This window comes from Deltaproteobacteria bacterium (assembly GCA_016875225.1).
Lineage (GTDB): Bacteria > Myxococcota_A > UBA9160 > SZUA-336 > SZUA-336 > VGRW01.
The window spans coordinates 16,423-40,192 of record VGRW01000008.1 but is presented as its reverse complement, the minus strand read 5'-3'; the positions used below and the strand labels follow the sequence as shown (position 1 = coordinate 40,192).

The 23,770-nt window shown below is 70.3% G+C and carries 21 protein-coding genes; 7 read left to right on the top strand and 14 right to left on the bottom strand.

Going from position 1 to position 23,770, the window contains the following annotated elements; translation table 11 throughout:
* Window positions 1-7 precede the first annotated feature (7 nt).
* The gene (locus FJ108_03855) at window positions 8-910 is read left to right on the top strand and encodes a TIGR03560 family F420-dependent LLM class oxidoreductase (protein ID MBM4335033.1); all 903 of its coding nucleotides are present in this window, start codon (window positions 8-10) and stop codon (window positions 908-910) included.
* On the opposite strand, the gene FJ108_03850 is transcribed toward FJ108_03855, so the two are convergent.
* The 4 genes from FJ108_03850 to FJ108_03835 all read right to left on the bottom strand — a co-directional run bounded on the left by FJ108_03850 (window position 879) and on the right by FJ108_03835 (window position 3,791).
* Complete coding sequence (locus FJ108_03850; protein ID MBM4335032.1) at window positions 879-1,196, bottom strand: hypothetical protein; 318 nt, start codon at window positions 1,194-1,196, stop codon at window positions 879-881. The genes FJ108_03855 and FJ108_03850 overlap by 32 nt on opposite strands.
* A gap of 83 nt (window positions 1,197-1,279) precedes the next feature.
* Window positions 1,280-2,101: an alpha/beta hydrolase gene (locus FJ108_03845; protein ID MBM4335031.1), complete on the bottom strand. Its 822-nt coding sequence runs from the start codon at window positions 2,099-2,101 to the stop codon at window positions 1,280-1,282.
* Between the two features lie 55 nt (window positions 2,102-2,156).
* Window positions 2,157-3,134 (bottom strand): hypothetical protein, encoded by a 978-nt coding sequence (locus FJ108_03840; protein MBM4335030.1) that lies wholly within the window; start codon window positions 3,132-3,134, stop codon window positions 2,157-2,159.
* Between the two features lie 192 nt (window positions 3,135-3,326).
* Window positions 3,327-3,791, bottom strand: a complete 465-nt coding sequence (locus FJ108_03835; protein ID MBM4335029.1) for a MerR family transcriptional regulator — start codon at window positions 3,789-3,791, stop codon at window positions 3,327-3,329.
* Between the two features lie 28 nt (window positions 3,792-3,819).
* On the opposite strand from FJ108_03835, the gene FJ108_03830 reads away from it, so the two are divergent.
* Window positions 3,820-4,623 carry a class I SAM-dependent methyltransferase gene (locus FJ108_03830; protein MBM4335028.1) on the top strand — a complete coding sequence of 268 codons (804 nt, stop codon included), beginning with the start codon at window positions 3,820-3,822 and terminating at the stop codon, window positions 4,621-4,623.
* On the opposite strand, the gene FJ108_03825 is transcribed toward FJ108_03830, so the two are convergent.
* The 5 genes from FJ108_03825 to truD all read right to left on the bottom strand — a co-directional run bounded on the left by FJ108_03825 (window position 4,608) and on the right by truD (window position 11,375).
* Window positions 4,608-5,765 (bottom strand): beta-lactamase family protein, encoded by a 1,158-nt coding sequence (locus FJ108_03825; protein ID MBM4335027.1) that lies wholly within the window; start codon window positions 5,763-5,765, stop codon window positions 4,608-4,610. The genes FJ108_03830 and FJ108_03825 overlap by 16 nt on opposite strands.
* Before the next feature lie 48 nt (window positions 5,766-5,813).
* Window positions 5,814-7,487, bottom strand: coding sequence for an acyl--CoA ligase (locus FJ108_03820; GenBank protein ID MBM4335026.1), 1,674 nt, complete (start codon window positions 7,485-7,487; stop codon window positions 5,814-5,816).
* On the bottom strand, window positions 7,487-8,962 hold the full coding sequence (locus FJ108_03815; protein MBM4335025.1) for an LLM class F420-dependent oxidoreductase: 1,476 nt from the start codon (window positions 8,960-8,962) through the stop codon (window positions 7,487-7,489). The genes FJ108_03820 and FJ108_03815 overlap by 1 nt, the downstream gene beginning before the upstream one ends.
* A gap of 165 nt (window positions 8,963-9,127) precedes the next feature.
* Window positions 9,128-9,955, bottom strand: a complete 828-nt coding sequence (locus FJ108_03810; GenBank protein MBM4335024.1) for a GNAT family N-acetyltransferase — start codon at window positions 9,953-9,955, stop codon at window positions 9,128-9,130.
* Window positions 9,956-10,061: 106 nt separating this feature from the next.
* Window positions 10,062-11,375, bottom strand: a complete 1,314-nt coding sequence (gene truD, locus FJ108_03805) for a tRNA pseudouridine(13) synthase TruD (protein MBM4335023.1) — start codon at window positions 11,373-11,375, stop codon at window positions 10,062-10,064.
* Between truD and ppk1 the strand changes: the two genes are divergently transcribed.
* From ppk1 to FJ108_03785, 4 genes are read left to right on the top strand one after another with little or no spacing between them, the layout of a single operon-like run.
* Entirely contained in the window at window positions 11,369-13,510 is a 2,142-nt protein-coding gene (ppk1, locus tag FJ108_03800) for a polyphosphate kinase 1 (GenBank protein MBM4335022.1), read from the top strand. The two genes, truD and ppk1, sit on opposite strands and share 7 nt — an antisense overlap.
* A 47-nt stretch (window positions 13,511-13,557) precedes the next feature.
* On the top strand, window positions 13,558-15,021 hold the full coding sequence (locus FJ108_03795) for a hypothetical protein (protein MBM4335021.1): 1,464 nt from the start codon (window positions 13,558-13,560) through the stop codon (window positions 15,019-15,021).
* A 52-nt stretch (window positions 15,022-15,073) separates the two neighbouring features.
* Window positions 15,074-16,252, top strand: a complete 1,179-nt coding sequence (locus FJ108_03790; protein ID MBM4335020.1) for an acyl-CoA dehydrogenase — start codon at window positions 15,074-15,076, stop codon at window positions 16,250-16,252.
* A 7-nt stretch (window positions 16,253-16,259) separates the two neighbouring features.
* Window positions 16,260-17,375, top strand: a complete 1,116-nt coding sequence (locus tag FJ108_03785) for an acyl-CoA dehydrogenase (protein MBM4335019.1) — start codon at window positions 16,260-16,262, stop codon at window positions 17,373-17,375.
* 162 nt (window positions 17,376-17,537) lie between these two features.
* Here the strand turns inward: FJ108_03785 and FJ108_03780 are convergent, their stop codons facing one another.
* Complete coding sequence (locus tag FJ108_03780; protein MBM4335018.1) at window positions 17,538-18,335, bottom strand: crotonase/enoyl-CoA hydratase family protein; 798 nt, start codon at window positions 18,333-18,335, stop codon at window positions 17,538-17,540.
* A 75-nt stretch (window positions 18,336-18,410) separates the two neighbouring features.
* Between FJ108_03780 and FJ108_03775 the strand changes: the two genes are divergently transcribed.
* Complete coding sequence (locus tag FJ108_03775) at window positions 18,411-19,622, top strand: cytochrome P450 (GenBank protein ID MBM4335017.1); 1,212 nt, start codon at window positions 18,411-18,413, stop codon at window positions 19,620-19,622.
* Window positions 19,623-19,632: 10 nt separating this feature from the next.
* Here the strand turns inward: FJ108_03775 and FJ108_03770 are convergent, their stop codons facing one another.
* Genes FJ108_03770 through FJ108_03755 form a run of 4 tightly spaced genes read right to left on the bottom strand, consistent with a single transcriptional unit; the run spans window position 19,633 to window position 22,848 of the window.
* On the bottom strand, window positions 19,633-20,268 hold the full coding sequence (locus tag FJ108_03770; GenBank protein ID MBM4335016.1) for a leucyl/phenylalanyl-tRNA--protein transferase: 636 nt from the start codon (window positions 20,266-20,268) through the stop codon (window positions 19,633-19,635).
* Window positions 20,265-21,203 (bottom strand): metal ABC transporter permease, encoded by a 939-nt coding sequence (locus FJ108_03765; GenBank protein MBM4335015.1) that lies wholly within the window; start codon window positions 21,201-21,203, stop codon window positions 20,265-20,267. Before FJ108_03765 ends, FJ108_03770 begins: the two co-directional genes overlap by 4 nt.
* On the bottom strand, window positions 21,107-21,760 hold the full coding sequence (locus FJ108_03760; protein ID MBM4335014.1) for a metal ABC transporter ATP-binding protein: 654 nt from the start codon (window positions 21,758-21,760) through the stop codon (window positions 21,107-21,109). Before FJ108_03760 ends, FJ108_03765 begins: the two co-directional genes overlap by 97 nt.
* Before the next feature lie 17 nt (window positions 21,761-21,777).
* The gene (locus FJ108_03755; GenBank protein MBM4335013.1) at window positions 21,778-22,848 is read right to left on the bottom strand and encodes a zinc ABC transporter substrate-binding protein; all 1,071 of its coding nucleotides are present in this window, start codon (window positions 22,846-22,848) and stop codon (window positions 21,778-21,780) included.
* Window positions 22,849-23,770 lie beyond the last annotated feature (922 nt).

Sequence of the window (23,770 nt, the reverse complement as noted above, 5' to 3'; positions counted from 1 at the left end):
GGATCCATTGCGCTTCAGCGTCTGGCCCGCGCCGATGCAGAGCTTCGCCGACGTGCTCGAGATCGCGCGGCATGCGGAGTCGACCGGCTGGGACGGGATCTACTGCGCCGACCACTTCATGCCCGATGGTGCGAACACGCGGGTTCCCTGGCCGGAGTGCTGGACGACGCTGGCCGCGCTCGCCGTCTCGGTGCCGCGGCTCCGACTCGGCCCGCTCGTGACCGGAAACACCTACCGCCATCCGGCCGTGCTCGCGAAGATGGCCGCGACGCTGGATCAGATCTGCGGCGGGCGCTTCGTGCTCGGCCTGGGTGCAGGCTGGCAGGAGAACGAGCACCGCCAGTACGGAATTCCGTTCTACACCGTGAAGCAGCGGCTCGAGCGACTGGCGGAGGCGTGCGAGCTGATCAAGTCGCTCTTCGCCAACGAGACGACGACGTTTCGCGGCGCGCACTACGCGCTGTCGAACGCGGTTCTGGAGCCGAAGCCGGTGCAGAGACCGCTGCCGCTCTTGATCGGAGGCGGCGGCGAGAAGGTCACGCTGCGGATCGCGGCGCGCTTCGCCGACGAGTGGAACGTCTGGGGCGACGTGGCGAGACTGCGCCACAAGATGGCGATCCTGGACGGCTACTGCGCCGAGCTCGGCCGGCCGACGCGCGCGATCCAGCGCTCCGCGGTGGCTCTGCTGTTCCTGACCGACGACCGCGATCTCGCCGAGAAGCTGCGCAGCCGGCCGATCGACCGGCCCTCGATCATCGGCAACGTCGACGAGGTGCGAGACATCGTCCGCGAGTATCGCGAGGCCGGCGTGGACGAGCTGATCGTGCCCGACTTCACGCTCGGCCCTCGCGATCGGAAGCTCGCGACGCTGGACCGGTTCATTCGGGAGGTTGCGGCGCCCCTTCGCTAGCCGGCCCCGTTCCGTGCCGCTCGTGGAAGCGCTCGCGGCGCTTCTTCTTCTTCTTCTTCTGCTCGCACCAGGCGGGATCGGCTTCGCACTTCGCCCTGAACTCGTCCCGGCGCTGCTTCATCCGCGCGCGCTGCTCCTCGCACTTCTGCGGATTCTGCTTGCAGAACTCCTGGCGCTGCGCGCGATCCCGCTTCGGGGAAGGGACGTCGTCTGCGAGCGCGGGTCCTGCGATCAGCAGAACTCCGACGATCGCCACGAACGCCAACGGACTTCGGTCGAGCCTCATGGCCTTGCTCCTCGTCGTCATCGGAACGGGCTCGATCCCGTCCCGATGGTGCAACCGCGGGCCACGCGCCCGGTTGCGAGGGCTCAGGCGTACTTGCGCAGGAACTCCTGCAGCGCCTCGTTCACCGCCTTCGCGTGGGTGAGGTTCGCGGCATGTTCCGCACCGCGCACGACGACGAGTCCCTTGCAGTCCGGAAGGCCGTCTCGCATCGCCTTGGCCGCGTCGAGAGCGAAGGCCGCGTCCTTGCTGCCGTGGACGAGCAACGACGGGCAGCGGACGTCCGCGAGGAAGGGAGTGAAGTCGTCGCGCGCGAGCATCGCCTCCCAGGGATGGGCGAACTCGCAGGGCAGCTTCGCCTGCCACTTGCCGATCCAGGGCTCCGCCTTGTACTTGGGCCCGAAGATCATCGTCGCCATCCGGGTGGCGATCTCGCCCACCGGGCCCTGCGCGAGCCAGCTGTCGGCGATCTCGCGCTGCGCATCCTGGACCTCGTCGTCCGGCAGCGCGGCGACCGTGCCGATCAGCACGAGCGACTTCACGCGCGGCGCGAACTTCGAGGCCGCCCGCAGCGACAGGAATCCCCCCTGCGACATCCCCACGAAGGCCGCCTTCTCGATTCCGAGGTGGTCGAGGATCCCGATCGCGTCGGCCGCGGAGTCGTAGTAGTCGAAGGGCCCGAGGCAGTCGCTCATGCCGTGGCCGCGCTGATCCCAGGTGATGCAGCGGAGCTGGCCCGAGAAGGCCTCGACCTGCGCGCCCCACATCGAGTGATCGAGCAGGAACCCGTGGCTGAAGATCACGGCAGGCCGGTTTCCCCCGGAGTCCTCGAAATAGAGGTCGTGGCGGTTCACGCTCGCGAAGGGCATCGGCAAGGCTCCAGCAGGATGAATCCCGAGGATAGCCATTCGAGACTCCCGCCGCCGTGACACCCCGAAGTGTCGGGTGTCCGCAGTCGGGGAATCAGAGGGACGGGGGCTGACTGTACGTGCCCGTCACGGTCCTCACGACGAGGTCGTCCCAATAGGTGATGCCCGAGCCGGCCTGGTACAGCGCGAACGCTCCGGTGTCGCTCGCCGCCGGCACGTCCGTCCAGCAGTCGGCCTGCCACCGACTCGGCTCGATCTCGGCCGGACGCCAGATCTTCGCGCGAAGCCGCGCGACACCGCCCGGCGCCGTGTGGCGTAGCCGAAAGCGATACCAACGGCCGCGCGAGATCCGCACCCCCGTCGACGGAGAGCCCGCGCAGGTGAGTTCGGGCTTTCCGAGCTGGTCCAGCGCGAACTCGCCAGCGCCGTCTCCACCGAGCAGGAACCCCGCGTTCAGGTAGGCGCTCGCGCGCAAGGCGACGCCCGAGGCCGTCGATCCGAGGAGCACCATGATCCGCCCCTCGAGCTCGTACGGCGCCCAGCCCGAGCTCTGGGCCCCGACGAAGCGAGAGACGCTCAGGCCATCGTTTGCGGGAACCGGCGAGCCGACCACGAGGTTCCCGTCCGAGAGTCCGCGAATCGCGAAGGCGCCGCGGTAATCGAGAAACCCCGGGTAGCGGCTCTCGTCGGCAGAGTCCTCGAAGTCCGCGGACCAGCCCGGCTCCGAGACCGTCTCGCGATCGCCCGTGAGAAGCACCCGATTGGAGCGCGCGGATTCGCGCCCGAGCGAGTCGTAGGACGTCATCTCGATCGAGAGCAACGGCGCGGTGCGATCCACGCCGCGCAGGCGCACGCTCACGACGCCGTCGGAGCCGGCCGCCGGGCGCCCCAAGTCGATGGCCGCGGCCACCAGCGGCCCCGGCCCCGAGCGAGCGATGTACGCCTTGTAGCCGGCGACCGCGCTGCCCGCCGCGGGGTACCAACGAAGCGTCACGTCTTGCGCGGCAGCCGAGCCGGCGAGCGCCATGAAGACGAGTAGATGGATCAGAGGGCGCAGAACCGAGAACGACACGATGAATCCCCCAAGCGATGCAGACCTGATCGCGACGAGCCGCTGATCTCAGGGGCGTGCCGCCCTACGGGGGCGACGTTTGCATCGGGTCGGATCCGGAGCCGTACCCTGGATCACAATCGTGGTTTTTTTCCACCGGGAATTTCCCGCGAACAGGAATCGAAAACGGGCGCTCGCGGCTGTGTGCCGTCGTCAGGGTTTTCCGGGCGGACCGAAGAGCCCCAGGAAGGCGCGCTCCAGCGGCTCCGCGGGTCGGTCGTCCTCGGCCGGCGCGGCGGTGCCCTCGTCGAGCGCGGGCTGATCGGCGTCGAGCTCCTGCAGCGCGCCGTGCAGCCACTCGTCGAGTCGCGCGAGCTGCTGCTCGAGTTCGCCGAGCCGCGAGGCGACGCGCACTCGGTGCGCGCGAAGCGCCTCGAGTGCGGCCGGGCCGTCCGGATCGCGCATCACCGCCACGACGTCGGGCAGCGGCATCTCGAGCGCGCGCAGCAGCCGCACGCGCAGCGCGTCGGGAAGCTGCTCGGGCCGATAGAAGCGGTAGCCGCTGCCGGGATCGACGCGCGCGGGCACGAGCAGCCCGAGGCTCTCGTAGTGGCGAAGCGCTCGGATCGTGAAGCCCGAGACCTGGGCGAAGCGACCGATCGGGATCCACTGGCTCATCCGGTCCCATGGTACAAGAGCGCGCGCGATGAACCGCTTGCATCTGTTCGAGCTCGAGGACCAACCGTGGTTCCCGAACGTGCTTCGCGACGCCGGCACGGCGTACCTCGCGTTCGCCTCGCGCGTCGCCGGACACGGGGCGGCGCTCGCGCCGAAGCTCGAAGCGACGCTCGCGGCGGCCGGCGAGACGCGGATCGTCGATCTCTGCTCCGGCGGCGCGGGCCCGATCGCGGAGATCGTGGCCTCGCTCGCGGACCGGAGCGTCGACGTGAGTGCGCTGCTCACCGACGCCTACCCGAACGAGGGCGCGCTCTCGCGCGTCTGCGCGCGCTCGTCCGGGCGGATCGACTGGCATCGCGAGCCCGTCGACGCGACGCGCGTTCCCCGCGAGCTCGCGGGCGTCCGGACGCTGTTCAACGCCCTGCACCACTTCCGGCCCGAGACCGCGCGCCGGATCCTCGCCGACGCCGCCGCTTCGGGCCGCGCGATCGCGAGCTTCGAGGTGATCGGGCGCGAGCCGCTCGCGCTGCTCGGACTCCTGCTCGCGCCGCTCTCGGTCGCGCTCTCACTCCCCTTCCTGCGCCCGTTCCGCTGCTCGTGGCTGCCGCTCACGTATCTCGTGCCGATCGTGCCGCTCTTCGTGCTCTGGGACGGGATCGTCTCGTGGCTGCGGATCTACTCGGAGCGCGAGCTGCAGGCGCTGGTCGACGCGCTCGAGCCGCGACACCGAGATGCGTACACCTGGGAGATCGGACGGATCCGCCTCGCGGGGCCGCCGATCCACGCGAGCTACCTGATTGGAGTGCCGCGAGCGGGTCAGAGCCCTTCGTAGAGCGCGTCGAGCAGGGCGCGCGGCCGCGGGTCCGCGAGCCAGGCGCCGGTGTGCATCAGGTTCATCACGTAGCCGAAGCCGACCTTCGTCTCCGGATCCGCGAGGCCGAGCGATCCGCCCGCCCCGCCGTGCCCGAACGTGCGCGGGTTGGGACCGAGCGGCTCGTTTTCCGGCGGAAGCATGAAGCCGAGACCGAAGCGGGAGACGAGCGCGAGCACGCGGTCCGGGCCGTACGACTCCTCTTCGCGAGCGCGCTCGATCGTGTCGCGCCGAAGAATGCGCACGCCGTCGAGCTCGCCTCCGCTGGCGAGCGCGGCGTAGATGCGCGCGAGCGCCGGAGCGGTCGTGTGTCCGTTCGCGGCGGGCAGCTCCGCCGCACGCCAGGCTCGGGTGTTCGGGCTCATCAGCAGGAGCGGCGGATTGCCGAAGGCCTTCGCGAGCACGCCGTTCGGCTCGGCCGCCATCCGCTGCATCAGGTTCGGCCCGTCGGTCGAGATCGGACCCTGGTGCAGCTCCGCGGTGCGCGCGTCGAGCTCTTCGGGAAGCCCGATCCAGAACTCCGCGCCGAGCGGCGCGGCGACGTGCTCGCGCACGTAGCGCCCGACGCTCATGCCGCTCACGCGCCGGATCAGCTCGCCGACGAGCCAGCCGTAGGTGAGCGCGTGATAGCCGTGGTCGGCTCCCGGCTTCCACCACGGCTCCTGCTCTTCGAGCGCGCGCGTCATGGTCGCCCAGTCGAAGAGATCCGCGGGCGCGAGCGGCCGGGTCACGGCCGCGAGTCCGGCCCGATGGTTCAAGAGCATGCGCACCGGAATCGAGGCCTTGCCCTTCTGCGCGAACTCGGGCCAGTAGCGCGCGACCGGCGCGTCGAGCTCCAGCTCGCCGCGCTCGACGAGCTGGTGCGCCGCGATCGCGGTGATGCCCTTCGTCGTCGAGTACACGTTCGCGAGCGTGTCCCGTCGCCAGGGACGCGTTCGCTCCCGGTCCGCGAATCCGCCCCAGAGGTCGATCAGCTCGCGCCCGTCGACGACGACGTTCAGACCGGCGCCGAGCTCGGCGCCGCTCTCGAACCCCGCCTCGAAGAGCTCGCGCACGCGCTTGAAGCGCGGGTCACAACGGCCCTGGATCTCGAGCTTCGCCATCTCGTCGTCCTCCCGGTGTCTCGCTTCGGCCAGACGACCTCGAGTGTACTACTCGGCGACGAAGGCGTTTCCGGCTGCTCCGACGAGGACGTTCTTCAGCACCTTTCCGGTCGCGTTTCGCGGCAGCGGCTCCGCGCGCAGCTGCCAGTGCGCGGGGACCTTGAAGGCCGCCAGCGCCTCGGCCACCCAGGCCGCGAGCTGCGCCGCGCTCACCCGGGCGCCCGGACGGGGCACGACGATCGCCTTCACTTCCTGGCCGAGCTCCTCGTGGTCGACGCCGACCACCGCCGCCTCGAGCACGTCGGGGTGCGCTTCGAGACGCTGCTCGATCTCGACCGGGTAGATGTTCTCGGCTCCGCGCAGGATCAGGTCGCGCGCGCGCGAATCGACGTAGAGCCGGCCCTGCTCGATCCGCCCGACGTCGCCGGTGCGAAGCCAGCGGTCCGCCGCGATCGATTCCGCGCTGGCCTGCGGGTTGCGCCAGTATCCGGCCATCACGAGCGGGCTTCGCACGCAGATCTCGCCGGTCTCGCCCTCGGCGAGCGCGCGCCCGTCGGCGCCGCGGATCTCGAGCTGCACGGTCGGCAAGGGTCGTCCCGCCGTGGTCGGGTGGCGCGCGAGCTCCTCGCCGAACGCGAGCGTCGCCAGCGCCGTGCATTCCGTCAGGCCGTAGCCGAGCCCGAGGCTCGCCTGCGCGGTCGGAAACACGGCTCGGATCTTCTGCTGCAGCTCCGGGCTCATCGGCGCGCCGCCGGAGCCGATGCTCGCGACGCTCGAGAGATCGTACTTGGCGACGTCCGGATGATGGACGACGCGATGGACCATCGTTCCCATCGGCCCCCAGGACGTGACCCGCTCGCGCTCGATCAGTCGCATCACGTCCACGGGATCGAAGCGTCCCGAGCGCCAGACCGTCTTCGCGCCGCTGGCGAGCATCACGATCGCGCCGGTGTACAGACCCGAGACGTGGAAGAGCGGCGTCGTCACGAGCGCGCAGGGCGGCCGTGCGGGACCGGTGGGAGCCCGCCCGTCGGCGGCCGCGGCCAGCATCATCCGCGCGCCGTGGAAGAACTGCAGGCCGAGCAGCGCGAGGATGTTGCGCTGCGTGTTCGTCGCGCCCTTCGGCCGGCCGGTGGTTCCGCTCGTGTAGAGGATCGCCGCGGGATCGTCCTCGCAGATCTCGACCTCGGCGAGCGGAGCGTCGTCGGCTCGCGCGAGGAGCCGCTCGAAGTCGCTCTCGATCTCGAGCACCGGCACGCGGAGCTCGGACGCGGACACTCGCTCGAGCCTGCGGCGATCCGCGATCAAGAGCTTCGGATCGCAGTCGCGAACGCCGTAGCGGATCTCGTCGCCGACCCACCAGCCGTTCAGGCCCACGGCGACCGCGCCGAGCGCCTGCGCGGCCCAGAACGAGAGGATCCACTCGGGGCCGTTCTCGGCCAGGATCGCGACGCGATCCCCCTTCCGGACTCCGAAGCGGTCGCGCAGCACGCCCGCCAGCTTCGCGACCAGACGCAGGTGCTCGTCGTACGAGATGCGCCGGTCGCGATGGACGAGATACTCCTTCTCTCCCTGCGCCGACGAGAGCTCGAGCAGACTGCGCAGCGAGCGCAGCCGGTTCTTGAACACCGGCATTCGCGCGCCGAGCACGTCTTCGACCGCGATCTCGAACGGGCCGCCCGGGCCGGTGAGGCGCGCCTCGATCGCCGCGAGATCCGCCATCAGCCCCGCGCCTTGCGGATCACGTTCGCAGCGAAGCCTTCGAGGTAGCTGCGTTTCTGCTCGAGCGTCGAATTCGGCCCGAGTGCGAACGTGAACGGGTAGCTCACCGTGCCGTGCGCACCCTGGTCCTCGAGCCGGCGAAGCACGTCGGGGTCGGGCGGCGTGGTGAGCGGCACGACGGCCTCGAACGGCAGCTTCTCGCGGCCGGCCTCGCGGCGCAGCCGCGCGAGCTCGGCGAGGATCCGCGCAGCCTCTTCGGGGTCGGAGCCGTTGCCGAGCCAGCCGTCGCCGCGCTGCGCGGTGCGGCGCAGCGCCGCGTCGCTCGCGCCGCCGACGTAGATCGGCACGCTCCGCTTCGGCTTCGGGCTCATCTGCAGGCGCGCGAAGTCGAAGAAGCGCCCGTGGTGCTCGACCATCCCGCCGGACCAGAGCGTGCGCAGCACGTCGATCGACTCGTCGAAGCGCGCGCCGCGGGTGCGGAAGTCGACGCCGAGCTGGTCGAACTCCTCCTTCATCCAGCCCGCGCCGACGCCGAGGACGAAGCGCCCGTCGGAGAGCAGGTCGAGCGTGGCGGTCGACTTCGCGACTTCGAGCGGATTTCGCAGCGGCAGGATGTAGACCAGCGTCGCGAAGCGCAGCCGACGCGTGACCGCCGCCATCGCGGCGATCGCGGCGAACGGCTCGGGCCACGGCGTCTCGGGCGTGAACCCCGGGTCTCCGTCGGGCGAGTAGGGGTACTTCGATTCGAGCCTGCCGGGAAAGAAGAGATGATCGGACAAGAGGAGTCCGTCGAAGCCGACCTGCTCCGCGAGCTTCGCGATCTCGATCAGCTGCTCCGGCTCACTGAACGATGCGGACTGCCAGAACTTCAACGGCGTTGCTCCTTCTCCGCGCTCGAGCCCGGATCGCTCGTCGCCAGCGGCCTCGGCGCGGGCCCGTAGATGCGATCGCCTTCCTTCGAGCCGTCGGCATCGGCGGCGCTGCCGACGCCGTAGAACGCGACGCGTCCGACCTCGCGCGCGGGCGCGATCCAGTCGAAGCTCCAGCTGCGTCCGCCCGCGTCGCCGACGCCGGTCCCGAAGTAGGAGTGGCTCATGTACTGGCGATCTCCGAACGTACCCGCGATCCGCTGCGTGTTCGCAGCGTCGGTCACCGCGAACGACCCCGCGCCCGTGAGCTTCGTCGCGCTCACGGCCGTCAGCTGGAAGCCCCAGCGTCTGCGCTCCTCGTCGGGGTGGCGCAGGTCGAGAACGAGCCGGTAGCGCTGGCCGGGGACGTAGCGCGCAGGAACTCCCGCGAGTGTGAGCCGGTCGCGGCCGTCGGAGTTCAGCGGAAAGCCGCCCTGGCACGAGATGCAGGTCGGCTCCGCCTCGAAGCCCGCGCCCGCCGGCACGCCCGTCGAGCCCGGCTGCGGACCGCTCGATTCGGAAGACGCGGGTGCCGCCAGAGCCAGGGAGATCGCCACCATCCCCGATGCGATCCGCGCGCTACGCAGCGAGAGAGAAACCCTCATGGAGAAGCTCCCTCTCGCAGCGGCTCTGCGAACCGACCCGGCGCCCTCCTCGACTCCGCCCTTCCCGTGCGACACCCGCGCCTTCTCGAGGCGGATTGGAACACGTTCCATTCCGGGCGACAAGCGCCTAGAGCGCCATTCCGTAGTCGAGCCAGATGCAGATGGAATGAGCGCTGCGCATTCCCGCGCGCTCCATGTTCGCCTGGCTGGTCCCACCGAACGGGGTCGTGCTGACGACGTAGCGGCAGCCGGCCGCAGCCGCGTCGCGCCAGCGGCGCGCGATCAGCGCGGCCTGGGCGCCGCGCCCCCGCGCTTCGGGAAGCGTTGCCGATACGCAGAGATAGCCCACGTCCCCGCGCACGTAGAGAGCGCCGCACGCGATCGGCTCGCCGTCGAGAATGGCAAGGTACCGCTCGAGTCCCGGCACGCTGAACCAGGCCTCGCGAAGCCGCTTCACGTCGGTCCAGAGGAATCCGGGCAGCGCGAATCCGCGCGCCCAGAGGTCGAGGAACAGGTCGATCTCCTCGAACGGCGAGGGTCGGATCGAGACGGACGACGCGCGCGGCGCGACCAACGCGTCGATCGGCGCGTACACCACCGTCTCGATGCGCTCGACGCCGACGCGCTCGATCGCGAGCTGCAGCGCGAGCGCGTTCGTGAGCTCCGCCGGGCCGATCTCGAAGCGCGCGCGAATTCCCCGCGCGCGGAAGAACGCGAGCATCTCTGGAATCGCGGCTGCGTCCTGGAGCTCGAGGCCGACCACGCGGTTGTACCACTCGACGATGGCGAGCTTGGCCGAGAGCGTCGCGGTCGCGTGCCCGAAACGGCGAACCTCGACCTCGAACGGGTTTCCCTCGAGCGCGGCCACGGCGCGCATGCCCTCGACGTGCAGGGCCTCGTGCGCGGCAGCGAGCTTTCGCGCCAGCGCGATCGAGATCGTGGGGGTGTCGGGCATTGCGGTCCTCGGCTCGGCGGGCAGATCCGGACTTCCGAGGTATCGGTGCCAGAAGCGCCTCTCTTGCTGCGACGCTGGTGTACAACGTCGCCGCTGCGCGAAATGACTAGGGGCGGCGCTCGGGAACCTCTACACCGATCTCTGTCAGGACTTCGGTCGCGTAGCTTCCCGCGGGGAGCGCGAAGCCGAGCCGGACGACATCGGCGTCGACCGCGAGCTGGGGCGGCTCCAGGAACGGAACGATCAGCGCGCGGCGATCGCCCGGGCTCGATAGTGCTCGGCCGCGCTCGAAGGAGCTCCAGTCCACGCCGGTCGACGCGCTCCAGGCGCGCTCCTCCGCGGCGATCGCCGGGCTCGGCGCGTACGCGTCGAAGCCCGGCAGCGGACCGGTCGCCGAGATCTCGAGCCTTCCCGGCGCCGCGCGCGCGGTGATCTCGGCCGCGTCGCCGGGAAGGCAGCGAAACAGCCCGCCCTCGCGGCGGCGGGCGACGTCGCCCGCGCGCAGCGTGTGCAGCAGCCCCGCCGAGCGACGCGCCTCGAGCACGGAGTTGAACACCGCGCTCTGAGCCGCCGACGCTATCAGCTGCGCGAAGCGCCGTCCCGCCTCGCGAAGCGCGAGCTCGGCATTTGCGGGTGCGCGGCGCAGCGCGCCGAGCACGCGCCCGGAGGGGCCGGGTCGAAAGCCGGAGGGCAGCGGGTCGCCGAGCTTCCAGCCGCCGGTCGGATCGATGCACAGCTCCACGGCGCGCGCGGTGTCTCCGCGCGCCCAGGCGATCGCGATCGCGACGTTCGCCGCGCCGGCGCCGAAGCGCTGCGCGCCGAACCGGTTCGCGACGCCGAGCTCCGTCGCGCGCGCGAGCGCCGCGCGAAGCTCCGCGAGACCCGCGTCCGGCGCGCCGCCGTCCGCGCCCAGACCGAGTCGGAATCGATTGCCGCGCAGCTGCCCGAGCCGGAGCTTGCTGCGGTCGCGCGAGGTCGCGAGCAGCGAGATTCGCGCGCCCGCGGGCGCCTCGATCCGCAATAGCGCCGCCTCGTCCGCGAGCCGGATGCTGAACCACTGCCGCGCGATCGCCACGCGATCCTTGCGGCCCGCGTAGCCGATGTCGCGCGCGGGCCGTCCCGTCGCACGGCTCAGCGCGTCGACGACCCGATCCGAATCGACGCCCTCCTTCTCGATCCACGCGTACAGGTGCTCGCCCGAGCCGGAGGGCTCGTAGATCGGCAGCTCGGTGACTTCGAAGTTCCTCGCCCCGGCCAGGAGTCGCATTCCCGGCCACGGTAGGTCAGCCGGGAACTCGCTGCGAACCTGGTCCCAGCAAATCGTCCGCCGCGTCGGCCACCGGCCGGCCGGCCTGCGCCAGAACGATCCCAAGCTTTGCCGGCAGCTTCGGCGAGACGTGCTGCCACACGCGTATGTCATCGAAATGTAATATGATTCCGGCTTCCACCCGTTACCGTCTGGAAGCCGAGATGGATGCCGCCGAGGGCTCGACAGCAGTCCGATTTCTCAATCGCGAGCTCTCGTGGCTCGACTGGAACTGGCGCGTGCTCGCGCTGGCCGAGGACCCACGGCAGAGACTTCTCGAGCGCGTGAAGTACGTCGCGATCGTCGGCTCCAACCTCGACGAGTTCTTCCAGGTTCGGGTGGCCGGGCTCCGCGCGCAGGTCGACGCCGGCGTGACCAAGCCCGCATCGGACGGGCGAACCCCGCGCGAGCAGCTGGCCGAGATCCGCTTGCAGGTGCTCGAGCAACTGCGCGTGCAGGAGGGAATTCTGCACAAGGAGATCCTGCCCGCGCTCGCCGAGCAGCGGATCCGCCTGGCCGCGTGGGCGGAGCTCGACGCGACCGACCGCAAGCTGCTGCAGACGGTCTTCGAGGAGCAGATCCTGCCGGTGCTCACGCCGCAGGCCGTCGACCGAGCGCACCCGTTTCCGTACGTCTCGAACCTGTCGCTGAACCTGGCCGTGGTGGTGCGCGACCCGGGCAGCGGCGACAGCCGCTTCGCGCGCGTGAAGGTTCCCGGGCTGCTGCCGCGCTTCCACGCGCTGCCCGACGGCGAGCGCTTCCTTCCGATCGAGCAGCTGATCGCGGCCCATCTCGACGCGCTCTTCCCCGGCATGGAGATCGTCTCGAATCATCCGTTCCGCCTCACGCTCGACGCGGAGCTCGCGCTCGACGAGGACGACGCGGACGACCTGCTCGAGGCGATCCAGTCCGGCCTGCAGCGCCGGCTGCGCATGAACGACGCCGTGCAGCTCGAGATCGACCGGAGCATGTCGACGCGCGTGCGCGACCTGCTCGTGGCCGAGCTCGAGCTCGAGCACGACGAGGTCTACGTGCTCGACGGGCCGCTGGGGCTCAACAGTCTCTGGGCGTTCTACGCGCTCGACCGCCCCGACCTGAAGGATCCGGCCTGGCTGCCGCAGACGCCGCCGCGGCTGGTCCCCAGCACCACGGCACCGGATCTGTTCACGGTGATCCGCGAAGCCGACGTGCTCGTCCACCACCCCTACGACTCGTTCCGAAGCTCGGTCGAGGCGTTCCTCACGCAGGCCGCGACCGACCCGGACGTGCTCGCGATCAAGCACACGCTGTACCGGACCTCGGGGCGCGACAATCCGATCGTGCGCGCGCTGATGCGCGCCGCGCAGACCGGCAAAGAGGTCGTCGCGCTGATCGAGCTGAAGGCGCGCTTCGACGAGAGCTCGAACATCGAGTGGGCGCGGCGGCTCGAGCAGGCCGGTGTGCATGTCGTCTACGGCATCGTCGGGCTGAAGACCCACGCGAAGATCGCGCTGGTCGTGCGCCGCGAGGGCAGTTCGATCCGGCGCTACTGCCACATCGGCACCGGGAACTACAACCCGACCACCGCCGACACCTACGAGGACGTGGGCCTGCTCTCGGCACGGCCGGAGCTCGGCGCCGACATCTCCGAGGTCTTCAACTTCCTGACGGGCTGCGCCCGGCCGAGCGGCTACCGGCGCCTGCTGGTCGCGCCCGCGACCCTGCGCTCGCGACTGCTCGACGAGATCCGCCGCGAGGCGGAGTCCGGGGACGGCCGGATCGCGATCAAGGTGAACAACCTGTCCGACGACGGGATCATCGACGCTCTGTACGCCGCGGCCCGAGCCGGAACCGAGATCGACCTGATCGTGCGCAGCATCTGCTGCCTGCGTCCGGGAATCGCCGGTCTCTCCGAGCGCATTCGCGTCCGCTCGACGCTGGGGCGCTTCCTCGAGCACTCGCGCATCCTGCGCTTCGGCCATCCCGATCGCACGCCGCGCTACTTCATCGGCTCCGCCGATCTGATGACGAGGAACCTCGACCGTCGCGTCGAGACGCTGGTGCAGATCGACGACCCGACGCTGCAAGCGAGGTTGGAGGAGATTCTCGCGGTGAACCTGGCGCCGAACCCGCTCTCCTGGTCGCTCGGTTCCGACGGGGTCTGGCGGCGCGACCCGCAGGCCGCGGTGCCGACCTCGCACGATCGCTTCCAGGACCTCGCGCGACAGCGAGCGATGGCCGACGATAAGGGCCGGTCGCGCGCGCCATAGCAGGGCCCGGCGCGCGCGCGTCGGGCGCACTACTCTAGTCACCGAGGGTGGGAGTGAAGATCTATCTGGTTCGCCACGCGAAGGCGCAGCGTCGCCTCGGCTGGGAGAATGCCGACGGCATGCGGCCGCTCTCGCCCGCGGGTCACGACCAGGCGCTGGGTCTGGTCGAGCGGTTCGAAGGCGTCGCGCTCGCGCGCGTGATCTCGAGCCCCGCGCTTCGCTGCCGGCAGACCGCGGAGCCGATCGCCGCGCGGTTCGGGCTCGGCGTCGAGATCGACGCGCGAATCGCGGAGGGAGCGAGCACCAGCGGCGCGCTCTCGCTCGTGCGGTCGCTCGGCGGCGAGACGGCGCTGCTCGCGTGCCACGGCGATCTGATTCCCGCGCTGGTCGAGAAGCTCGTTCCCGGCGCGCTCGAGATGGAGGGCGGAGCGGGCTGCCCCAAGGGCTCCACCTGGCTGCTGCAGGACGGCGCGGGAGGGCGCGCGAGAGCGTCGTACCTGCCGCCGCCCCGCGCCGGAGCCGCGCGGCCCGACGTCGACGCCCGGCGGCGGATCGCCGTCGTGGATCTGGGCAGCACCTCGTTCACGCTGCTGGTCGCCGACGTGACCGCAGACGGTCACATCGTGCGCGTCGCGCGCGAGCGCGAGATGCTCCGGCTCGGCGCCGCGCTCGCGCAGGAATCGAAGCTCTCCGACGAGCTCTGCGAGCGCGCGGTCGACGGCGCGCGCAGGCTGCGGCGCCTCGCGGACCGCGCGGGCGCGCAGGAGCTGGTCGCGGTGGCGACGTCGGCGATTCGCGACGCGAAGAACGGCCGCAAGCTCGCCGAGCGTATCACCCGCGCGCTCGGCAGCGAGGTGCGCACCCTCTCCGGCGAGGAAGAGGCACGCCTGATCTTCTCGGCGTTCCGGCGCCGCGTCGGCCTGGGCGACGAGAACGCGCTGGGGCTCGATCTGGGCGGAGGCAGCCTCGAGCTCGCGGTCGGCAACGCGTCCGGGCTGCGCTTCGAGACGACGCTTCGCCTCGGGGTCACGCGGCTGCACGGCGAGCTGGTGCGCTCGGATCCACTCTCCGCCGCCGAGGTGCGCGCCGTGCGCGCGCGCGTCGAGGATTCGCTCGATCCGATCGCCGGCCGGATCCGCGCGCTCGGGTCGGTGCGCTGCATCGCGGCGGGGGGAACCGTGCGCGCGCTCGCACGGCTCCTGCTCGGCGTCCCCGACGACGCGCCGAGCGCGGATCTGCGCGGCCTGCTGGTCAGCGCGGAGGACTTCGACGGTCTCGCGCGCAGGCTCGCGCGCTCGAGTCATGCCGAGCGCCTCGCGCTGCCTGGAATCGACGAGAAGCGCGCGGACCTGCTACCGACCGGAGCGGTGATCATGTCGGCCGTGCTCGCGCGGCTGGCGCTGTCGGGGCTGATGATCTGCGACTGGGGTCTGCGCGAAGGGGTGATCCTCGACGCGCTCGCCGCGCGCGCGTTCGAGCAGCCGCACGCCGGAGTGTTCCAGGCGGGTTGACCGGCTCGATTGGAACCCGTTCTAATGCGGGTCTTCTCGAGGAGAAGCCCGCATGTACATCGACCTCTCGCCCGAACTCGCGCTCCTGCGCGACCAGCTTCGCGGCTACTTCGCGAAGCTCATGACGAAGCAGCTCGTGGCGGAGCTCTCGGCGGGCGGAGAGGGCGGCGGCCCCGAATACCGCAAGGCGCTCGCGAAGATGGGCCGCGACGGCTGGCTGGGGATCGGCTGGCCCAAGGAATACGGCGGCCAGGACCGCACGCCGCTCGAGCAGTTCCTGTTCGCGGACGAGGTGCAGCGCGCGGGCTTCCCCCTGCCCTTCCTCACGCTCGGCACGGTCGGACCGACGCTGATGGCGTACGGCAGTCCCGAAGTGAAAGCGGAGATCCTGCCGCGAATCCTCGCCGGCGACCTGCACTTCGCGATCGGCTACTCCGAGCCTGGGGCCGGAACCGACCTTGCGTCGCTTTCGACCAGCGCCGTGCGCGACGGCGACGAGTGGGTGATCAACGGGCAGAAGACCTTCACGAGCCTGGCGGATTTCGCCGACTACATCTGGCTCGCCGCGCGCACCGACCCGACCTCGAAGAAGCACCGCGGGATCTCGATCTTCATCGTTCCGACCACCGCGCCTGGATTCAAGCTGACGCCGATCTGGACCATGGCCGACGTGCGCACGAACGCGACCTTCTTCGACGGCGTGCGCGTGCCGGCGCGCTACCTGATCGGCGGCGAGAACAACGGCTGGGGCCTGATCACGAACCAGCTGAACCACGAGCGCGTCTCGCTGTTTCCGATCGGCCCGTTCGAGAAGCTCCAGGACGAGGTCCGGGCCTGGGCGAGGAAGACGCGGCTCGCCGACGGCGGGCGCGTGATCGACCAGCCCTTCGTGCGCCGCAACCTGGCGAAGTGTCAGGCGGGCGGCGAGGCGCTGAAGCTCATGCTCTGGAAGCAGGCCTGGACGCTGACCCACTCGCGCCTGCACCCGGCCGAGGCCTCGACGGTCAAGGTCTACGCGTCGGAGTTCTTCGTCGAGGCGTACCGCGCGATGATGGAGATCTTCGGCGCCGCGGGAAAGCTCAAGGCCCGCTCGCCCGGTGCGATCCTGGCGGGGCGCGTCGAGCGAATGTACCGCTCGGCGCTGATCCTCACGTTCGGCGGCGGTACCAACGAAGTCCAACGCGACATCATCGCGATGGCCGGCCTGCAGATGCCGCACTACAAGGCATAGTGTAGAGATGAACTTCGCCTACAGCGACGACCAGAAGGCCCTCTCCGAGCTCGCGCGGAAGATCCTCGGCGACCGAGCTTCCCACGAGCGCATCGGGGAGATCGAGCGGAGCGGAAGCGGACACGACGCCGAGCTCTGGAGCGAGCTCGCGAAGGCGAATCTTCTCGGCGCGTGTCTTCCCGAGGCCTACGGCGGCAGCGGGCTCGGCGTGATCGAGCTCTGCTGCCTGCTGGAGGAGGTCGGCCGCGCCGTCGCTCCGATCCCGTTCTGGGCCACGCTCGCGCTCGGGGCGCTGCCGATCGCGGAGTTCGGATCCGCCGCACAGAAAGCCGCGTTCCTTCCGGGTGTGATCGCGGGGCAGGTCGTGCTCAGCGGCGCGTTCGAGGAGGCCGACTCGGACGATCCCACGAAGCCCTCCACGCGCGCGACGCGCGACGGCGCGTCGTTCAGGCTCTCGGGCACGAAGGTCTGCGTGCCGGCCGCGAAGCTCGCCGCGCGGATCCTCGTGCCGGCCAGCGTCGGGGGCGGACGCGTGGGTCTGTTCCTGGTCGACCCGAAGGGCCCCGGCGTGAAGCTCGAGATGCAGACGGCGACCAACCGCGAGCCGATCGCGACGCTGCGCCTGCAGCGAGCCAGGGTGAAGGCGCAGGACGTGCTCGGCACGTTCTCGCGCGGCAAGAAGATGATCGAGTGGATCACCGAGCGCGCGATCACCGGCCTGTGCGCGCTGCAGGTCGGCGTGGCCGAGCGCGCGCTGCGCATGACGGCGAGCTACACCAGCGAGCGCAAGCAGTTCGACCGGCCGATCGGCAGCTTCCAGGCCGTGCACCAACGCGCCGCCGACGCCTACATCCAGCTCGAGGCGATGCGGCTCACGATGCAGCAGGCCGCGTTCCTGCTCTCGCAGGGACGGTCTGCGGCGACGGCGGTCTCGGTCGCGAAGATCTGGGCGGCCGACGGCGGCAACCACGCGACCTACGCCGCGCAGCACCTGCACGGCGGGATCGGCATGGACAACGACTACCCGCTGCACCGCTCCTATCTGTGGACGCGCCAGATCGAGCTCACGCTCGGCTCCGCCGCGCGCCACCTCGAGCGCCTCGGCGACGCGCTCGCCGACTAGAAGCGGTCTCGAGAACCCGCTCCCGTCGCCGGGCACGCGTCTTCGCCCCGATCTCGTCGTTGCGAGAGCTCGCCGTATCGACGAGATACGCCTGCGCTCTCGCGCCTCGATCTCGGGCCGAATCCGCGCGCCGGGCTCGGGTCGGGGTCTCTGAGACCGCTTCTAGCGCCCCTTGAAGACCGGCTTGCGCTTCTCGGCGAAGGCGCGCGGGCCCTCCTTCGCGTCCTCGCTGGCGAAGATCGGCCAGCCGAGCTCGAGCTCCAACGCCAGCGCCTCCGACTCGCTCATGCTCTGATCGTACAGGCGCAGCGCCTTCACGATCGCCTGCACCGAGAGCGGGCCGTTCTCGCAGATCGTCTCGGCGATCCTGCGCGCCTCGTCGAGCGCCGACCCGGTCGGCACCACGCGTCCAATCAGCCCGAACTCCTTCGCCTCGCTCGCGCTCACGTGGCGCCCTGTGAGCAGGATCTCCGCCGCGAGCGTGTACGGGATCTGCCGGCGCAGGCGGATCGTCGAGCCGCCGAGCGGGAACAGGCCGCGCCGCGCTTCGGTCACCCCGAACACCGCCGACTCGCCGGCCACGCGGATGTCGGTTCCCTGCAGGATCTCCGTGCCACCCGCGAGCGCGTAGCCCTCGACGGCCGCGATGATCGGCTTCATCGGCCGGTTGTGCCGCAGCAGCGCCTGCCAGTGCAGGTCCGGCACTTCCTTCATGCGCTTCTGCATCTCCTCGTCGGGCTTCTCGCGGCCCATCGTCTTCAGGTCCGCGCCCGCGCAGAACGTTCCGCCCGCGCCGGTCAGGATCGCGCAGCGCAGATCCGCGTCGGCGTCGAGCCGGCGCCAGGCCTCGTACATGCGCCAGAGCATGTCCGGCGACAGCGCGTTCTTCGCCTCGGGGCGGTTCATGGTCACGACCAGAACGTGACCTTCCTTCTCGACCAGGGCGTGGGCTGGGCTCATGGCTCGATTGAAACACGTTCCAATCTGCCCCTCAACCGTCTTGCGAGCCCGGGTAGAACGTGTTCTGATCCGCAGATGAATCTCGAGGACATCGACCTCGCCAACCCGGACCACTTCGTCGCTGGAACGCCGCATCACTGGCTCAAAGAGCTGCGCACCCGCGACCCCGTGCACTGGCATCCCGAGAGGAACGGCCCCGGATTCTGGTGCGTGACCAAGTACGAGGACGTGAAGACCATCTCGCGCGATCCGCTGCTCTACTCGAGCTGGCTCGGCGGCACGAACATCGAGGACCGCGACGAGACGTCGCTCGCGGGCATTCGCCTGCTCATGCTGAACATGGATCCGCCGCAGCACGTGAAGTTCCGGCGCATCGTGCAGCGCGGGTTCACGCCGCAGATGGTCGCGAAGCAGGAAGACTACCTGCGCGGACTCGCCAGGCGCATCGTCGACGGCGTCGCGCACAAAGGAGAGTGCGAGTTCGTCGGCGAGCTCGCCGCGGAGCTCCCGCTGCAGGTCATCTGCGAGCTGATGGGCGTGCCGCAGGAAGACCGCAAGCTGATCTTCGAGCTCTCGAACAAGCTGATCGGCTTCGACGATCCGGAGTTCCAGAACAGCGAGGCGGACGCGCGCGACGCTTCGGCTCAGATGTTCGGCTTCGCGATGAAGCTCGCCGAGAGGTACCGCAAGGATCCGGCCGACAACCTGACCACGGCCCTGCTCTTCCACGAGATCGACGGCGAGAAGCTCTCCGAGCTCGAGTACTGCTCCTTCTTCCTGTTGCTGCTGGTCGCCGGAAGCGAGACGACGCGCACCGTGACGACCAATGGAATGAAGGCGCTTCTCGACCACCCCGACCAGCTGGCGCGGCTGGTCGCGAACCCCGCGCTGGTGCCGCAGGCGGTCGAGGAGTTCGTGCGCTTCGATCCGGCGGTGCACTACTTCCGGCGCACGGCGACCCGCGACACGGAGCTTCGCGGACGCAGGATCGCGAAGGGACAGAAGGTCGTGATGTGGTACCCGGCGGCGAATCGCGACGAAGAGGTCTTCGTCGAGCCGGACCGCTTCGACATCGGGCGCGTCGACAACCCGCACCTCGCGTTCGGGATCGGCGAGCACTTCTGTCTGGGCGCGAACCTGGCGCGGCTCGAGCTGGTGGTGGTCTTCCAGGAGATCCTGAAGCGGCTCCGGAACCCCCGCCTGGTTTCGCCGCCGCGCCGACTGCGTTCGAACTTCGTGAACGGCGCGAAGGAGATGCGGATCGCCTTCGATCCCGAGCGAGCCTGAGCGCGGCGAGCTAACCGCCGCTCGACCATTCTCCCCGGCGCCGGATCGCGATCTCGAGCAGCGCGAGGTAGCGCTCGCGCGGAATCTCGACGCAGCCGAAGCGCGCGAGGTGCGGCGTCGAGAACTGCGTGTCGAGTAGCTCGAATCCGCCTGCGCGAAGTCGCTCGACCAGCTCCACCAGGCAGAGCTTCGAGGCGTCGGTTCCGCCGATCTCCAGCCGGCTGAACATGCTCTCGCCGAAGAACGCCGCGCCGATGTGGACGCCGTACAGCCCGCCGACGAGCCGTCCCTCGCGAAACGCCTCGACGCTGTGCGCGAATCCGTGCGCGTGCAGCTCGACGTACGCGGCGATCAGCCGCTCGTCGAGCCAGGTCTCGGTCCGCCCTGCGCGGGGCTCGGCGCAGGCGCGCATCACGCCCTCGAAGACGGTGTCGCTGCGGATCTCGAAGGGCCGCTTCGCGCGCACGCGCGCGAGGCTTCTCGGCACGTGGAAGCGCTCCAGCGGGATCACGGCGCGCGGATCCGGGCTGAAGTACTCGATCCTGCGCTTGCGCGGATCGACCATCGGAAAGATCCCGCTCGCGTAGGCGCGAAGCAGGAGCTCCGTGTTGGGGCGCTGCGGATCGAGCTCGCCCGAATCGGTCACGGCGATCCGCGCACCCACATGGCGGCGTTCGAGAGCAGCCAGATCGACGCGGCGATCAGGACGTACACCGGGCCGGTCGGGAGGTCCGCTGCGTACGAGAGCTCGAAGCCCCCGAGCGACGAGACCAGGGCGATCGCCGCCGCGACGGCGAACGTCGTCCGCATCGAGCGCCCCAGGCGAAGCGCCGCCAGCGCCGGAAGCACGAGGAAGGCGAACACCCCCATCGGCCCCGCCGTCATCACGCCGATCGAGATGGTCGCCCCGAGCAGCAGATGGAGCACGAGGTCGTAGCGGACCGGGTCGCGGCCGATCGTTCGCGCGAACTCGGGGTCGAACGAGACGAGCAGGAGCTCGCGGCGGAACAGCACGAAGACGAAGGCGATCACCGCTGCGACGGCCACGAGCACGATCAGGTCGCGGTCGGAGATCGAGAGCAGCTCTCCGCGAAGCAGGCTCGTCATCTCGAGATCTCCGGTCGGGGACATCGCGACAAAGAGAAGTGTCGCGGCCGTCGCGATCGCCAGAACGCCGCCGATCCGCCATTCGACCGGCCGGGTCGCATTCCGACCCGCGAGCACGAGCGCGCCCAGCGCCGTGAACGTGGCCAGGAGCGACCCGCCCAGCGCGAGCGCGTGCGCCTGACCCGGATCGCCGTGCGAATGGCCGGTCGCGAAGAAGACCGCGGCAATTCCGGCGGCGCCGGCCTGCGGCAGCGCCACGCCGAGCAGGACCAGGCGCCGGAGCACCACGTAGACCCCGAGCACCGAGCAGAGCACGCACACGATCGTGCCACCCACGATCACGTTCCGGAACAGGAGATCCCCCGAGAGCAGCTCGATCACGCCGGCACCTCGAGCGCCACCGCGCCTTCCGCGACGCGCGCGATCCGGTCGACCCGCCCGCGCAGCGCCTCTTCGTGGTGCGTGACGAGCCAGATCGAGAGCGAGCGCTCCCGTCGCAGAGCCGAGAGCGAATCGAGAATCGCGATCTCGGAGCCGCGGTCGACGCCCGCGGTCGGCTCGTCCAGAAGAAGCAGGTTCGGCGCCGTCGCGAGCGCGCGCGCGATCAGGATCCTCTGCCGCTGTCCACCCGAGAGCTCGGCGTAGCGGCGGCTCGCGAACTCGAGCGCGTCGCAGGCCCCGAGCGCTGCGCGAGCGCGCCGCTTCGCGTCTCGGCCCAGGCGGCGCCAGAACGGCACGTCGCCATACGTGCCGAAGAGCGCGACGTCGGCTCCCGAGAGCGGATAGTGCGAGTCGAGCGTCTCGCGCTGCGGCACGTAGCCGATGCGCGCGCCGCGAGCGCGAACGACGCTTCCCGAGAGCGGCGGGAGGAAGCCGAGCAGGCTGCGCAGCAGGGTGGTCTTCCCCGAGCCGTTCGGGCCGAGCACGGCGACGAACTCCGCCGGGCGGATCTCGAGCGAGACCTGCCGCAGCACCGGCTGTCCGGCGTAGCCGAGGTCCGCGCGCTCGACGACGAGCGCCGGCTCGTCCATTCGCGCCGCTTGCGCGGTTATCGCGGATCTCCGTCGCCAGCCGCCGCGAGCACCGCGCGCAGATTCGCCTCGATGAACTCGACGTAGCTCTCCGCTCCGGGCAGCCCGCCCGTCAGCGTGGCGACCGTCGCCACGCGCCCGCCGGTCCGGCCGGCGATCGTCTCCGCGAGCGGCATCTCGTAGGCGACCTCCCGGATCACGAGCCGGACGTCCTCGACCTTCATCCGCGCGATCAGCTCCTCTACGTGTCTCGGTGTCGCGGGCACGCCCGGCCGGGTCTCGATCGTCCCCTCGAGCACGAGCCCGAAGCGATGGGCGAAGTAGACCAGATCCTGGTGGTAGGAGACCGCCTTGCGTCCGCGCAGCGGCTTGGCGAGCTCGAGCCAGACGGGGATCTTCTCGTCGAGGATCGCCGTGAACCGCGCGAGCCCCTCGCGGTAGACGCTCGCCCCTTCGGGGTCGACGCGCTCCAGCCCCTCGGCGATCGCTCGCGCCATGAGCTTGCCCTGCACCGGGTCCATGTTGAAGTGCGGATTGCCGAGCGGGTGGAGCTCACCCTGGCTGCGATCCTGGCTGCTCGGAACGTCGAGCGTCTCGACGAAGAGCGAGCTGTCGATGTAGGCCTTGGCGCCCGGCGCGATGCGCGGGTTCCGAGCGGCCTCGAGCAGCGCGGGAAGAAACGCGTGCTCGAGTCCCAGGCCCTGCACGACGAGCACGTCGGCGCGGTTCAGCTTCGTGACGAAGCTCGGCTTCACGGGGACCTTGTGGGGATCCTGCGTGCCGGACGCGAGCGTGGTCACCTCGACCCGATCGCCCCCGATCTGACGCGTCATGTCGGCGACGTCCGGAGTGGTGGCGACGACGCGAAGCGCGGTCGCGAGCGCGAGAAGCGAGCTAGCGATTGGCGAAGCCATGACTGTGACTCCCGATGAAGGCGGTCCACTGCAGCCAGACGCGCAGGTCGTTCGGCCCGGACTGGTCGATCTCGCCGAGCTGGAAGCGCAGGCGTTGGAACTCCGACGGCTTCCAGGTGACGAAGCCGGCGTAGGTGTTCTGGCGCGCGGCCTCGTCGGCGATCTCCTCGGCATGGTCGAAGAGGATTCCGCCCGAGAAGCTGCGCCCGAAGAAGCCCTCGAGATACGCGTAGCCGCCGTCGCGATGGAATCGCTCCGAGCCTCCGGCGCCGTCGAGGAAGTCCTGATCGTTCCAGTACCACTCCGAGCCGAGCACGGCGCCCTGGTAGAACGAGTTCGTTCCCGGCTGGTGTCGCAGCGCGAGGTCGACCCCGTAGAGGCGCCGGCGCGTGCCGCTCGGCGCAGCAACGTAGGTTCCGCCGAGCTCCAGATTCAGGACGTCGGAGAGATCGAAGTAGGTATGCGGCCGAAGCAGATAGGTGAGCTCGCTGTAGGACGGCTGGCCGACGAAGCTCTCGAATCCGTCCGGCAGCTCGCCGATCGAGTTGTAGACGCCCGCGGTCAGCTGCACGAACTGGTCGATCGGCGCGAGCCAAGAGGCCTCGACGCCCTCCGCGCGCGTCTCGCCGCCGAAGATGCGGTCGATCGACGCGGGTCGTTCCACGAACGGCAGCGCCTCGTCGTGCCAGTGCGGAAAGCGGCCGACGTCCGCGAAGAGCCGACCCGCCTTGACGGTCAGGTTCAGCGGCAGCGCGGTCGTCACGAGCGCGGCCTCCTCGACGTCGAAGGACTCGTCGCTCGTCGCGTTGATGCTCACGTAGCCGCGCAGGTACGGGTCGATCGGTGCCGAGATGAAGAGCTCCGCGGAGCCGAGCAGGAAGCCGACGCCGTCGTCGCCGTGCGTGTCCGAGCGCGCCTTCGCGTCGACCACGAAGCTGATCGCCGGATTGCTCGCGTCGACCGGCGGCAGGCGCGCGGTCTCGTCGGCGGCCGGCGCTCGCGCCTCCACTCGAGCCGGCTCGCGAGAGCTGACGTCGTCGACCTTTCGCGACAGGTCCTCCACGAGCGTGATCGTCCGCGCGAGCGTCGCTCGGGT